This window comes from Actinosynnema sp. (assembly GCF_052038725.1).
In genome coordinates, this window is record NZ_JBQGCX010000556.1 from 1 (window position 1) to 2,776 (window position 2,776).

The following is a 2,776-nucleotide window of genomic DNA, read 5'->3' on the forward strand; positions in this document are numbered from 1 at the left end:
GCGTTCCCCCGCCGCTGGCCCACCGTCGCCGCCGCCGTGCGCGGGGTGCGCGACGCGATCACCGGCGCGTTCGCCGACGACGCCGCCCGCACCGCCCTGCTCGGCGACCAGAGCGCGGCGCGAACCCAGCGCACGCCGTCGACCGCCGCCGCCGCGCTGCCCGGTGACCCGCCGGACGCGCGCTCGTGGGCAGAACCCCTTGCCCCGCAACGTGAGAGCGCTCTCGGCACCGCCCTCCCCGTCGCCCAGGGCCCCATGACGCGGGTCAGCGACAGCCCCGCCTTCGCCGCCGCCGTCGCCGACGCGGGCGGCCTGCCGTTCGTCGCCCTCGCGCTCTCCGGGGCGGACCAGACCCGCGCCCTGCTCGAACGCACCCGCGCCGAGCTGGGCGGGAAGCCCTGGGGCGTCGGCATCCTCGGGTTCGCCGCCGAGGACGTGCGGGCCGCGCAGCTCGCCGTCGTCGAGGAGGTCCGGCCCAGCCACGCCATCATCGCGGGCGGCCGTCCCGCGCAGGCCGCCGCGCTGGAGGCCAAGGGCGTCTCCACCTTCCTGCACGTCCCCTCACCCGGCCTGCTGCGCCAGTTCCTCGCGGCGGGCGCCCGCAAGTTCGTGTTCGAGGGCGCCGAGTGCGGCGGGCACGTGGGGCCCCGCAACAGCTTCCCGCTCTGGGAGTCCCAAGTGGACGTCCTCCTGGAGCACAGGGCGGGAGCCGGAACGGCGGTGCTCTTCGCGGGCGGCGTGCACGACGCGCGCTCGGCCGCCATGGTCGCCGCGCTCGCCGCCCCGCTGGTCCGGGCGGGCGTGGAGGTCGGCGTCCTCATGGGCACCGCCTACCTGTTCACCGCCGAGGCCGTCGACGCGGGCGCGATCGGCGAGGTCTTCCAGCGGCACGTGGTCACCGCCACCCGCACCGACCTGCTCCAGACCGCCCCCGGCCACGCCACCCGCTGCGTCGCCAGCGGCTTCACCGGCGACTTCGCCGCCCTGCGCGCCGACCTCGCCCGCGACGGCGTCCCCGACCGGGAGGCGTGGGAGCGCCTGGAGCGGTTCAACGTCGGCCGCCTGCGCGTGGCCAGCAAGGGCGTCGAGCGCGTCGGCGACGAGCTGCGCGACGTCGACCACGAGCGGCAGGCCGCCGAGGGCATGTTCATGGCCGGAGAGGTCAGCGTGCTGCGCTCGGCCACCACCACGATCGCCGACCTGCACGCCGACGTCACCGCCGGTTCCGCCGCGCACCTGGCCCGGCGCGAGGAGGAGGTCCGCGCCGCCGCCCCGCGCCGCACCGCCCCCGAGCCGAAGCCGCTGCGCGTCGCCGTCGTCGGCATGGCCTGCATGTTCCCCGGCGCGCCCGACCTGCCCTCCTTCTGGGCCAACGTCCTCGCCGGTCGCGACAGCGTCACCGAGGTCCCGCCGGAGCGCTGGGACCCCGAGCTGTACTACGACCCGGACGGCGACGGCGAGCGCACCCCGTCCAAGTGGGGCGGTTTCCTGCCGCCCATCGGATTCGACCCGCTCGCCTACGGCATCCCGCCCGCCTCCCTCGGCGCCATCGAACCCGTGCAGCTGCTCGCGCTCGAAGCCTCCCGCAGGGCGCTGCTCGACGCGGGCTACCCGCACGCGAGCACCGACCACTCCCGCACCTCCGTGGTGTTCGGCGCGGAGTCCGGCAGCGACCTGTCCGGCGCGACCACCCTGCGCACCACCCTGCCCGCCTACCTCGGCTCCGTGCCGCCCGCGCTCGACGCCCAGCTGCCCAGGCTCACCGAGGACTCGTTCCCCGGCGTGCTCGCCAACGTCATCGCGGGCCGCGTCGCCAACCGCCTGGACCTCGGCGGCGCCAACTACACCGTCGACGCCGCCTGCGCCTCCTCGCTCACCGCCGTCGACGTGGCCTGCAAGGAGCTCGTCACCGGCAGCAGCGACCTGGTGCTGTGCGGAGGCGCGGACCTGCACAACGTCATCAACGACTTCCTGATGTTCGCCTCCGTGCACGCCCTGTCGCCCACCGGCCGCTCCGCCACGTTCGACCACGCCGCCGACGGCATCGCGCTCGGCGAGGGCGTCGCCTGCGTCGTGCTCAAGCGCCTGGAGGACGCCGAGCGCGACGGGGACCGGGTCTACGCGGTCATCGACGGCGTCGGCAGCGCCAGCGACGGCCGCGCCCTCGGCCTCACCGCCCCGCGCCCCGAGGGCCAGCGCGCCGCCCTCACCCGCGCCTACCGCGCCGCCGGGATCTCCCCGGCGCGGGTCGGTCTCGTGGAGGCGCACGGCACCGGCACCGTCGTCGGCGACCGCACCGAGCTGCGCACCCTCACCGAGGTGTTCACCGAGGCGGGCGCGCGGCCCGGCTCGTGCGCGGTCGGCTCGGTCAAGTCCCAGATCGGCCACACCAAGTGCGCGGCGGGCCTGGCCGGGCTGATCAAGACCGCGCTCGCGCTGCACCACGGCGTCACCCCGCCGACCCTGCACCTGAGCAAGCCGAACCCGGCCTGGGACCGCGACACCAGCCCGTTCACCTTCCACGCCACCGCCCGCCCGTGGGCCGCCGCCCCCGCCGACCGCGTCGCGGGCGTCAGCGCGGTCGGCTTCGGCGGCACCAACTTCCACGTGGTGCTGCGCGCCCACGACCAGCCGCCCGCCCGGCACGCGCTCCACGAGTGGCCGGTCGAGCTGTTCCTGCTGCGCGGCAACGACTCCGGGGCCGCGATCGTCGAGCGCGCCGACCGCCACCCCGGCGCGCGGCTGCGCGACCAGGGCCGGGTCGCCGCGACGCGGG

1 protein-coding gene is annotated in these 2,776 nt (G+C 76.8%); it reads left to right on the forward strand.

Features of this window, described 5'->3' with window-relative positions:
- Positions 1–2,776 (forward strand): beta-ketoacyl synthase N-terminal-like domain-containing protein (locus ACTUAL_RS11155; RefSeq protein ID WP_440900201.1); only part of this gene is annotated, 2,776 nt, incomplete at both ends.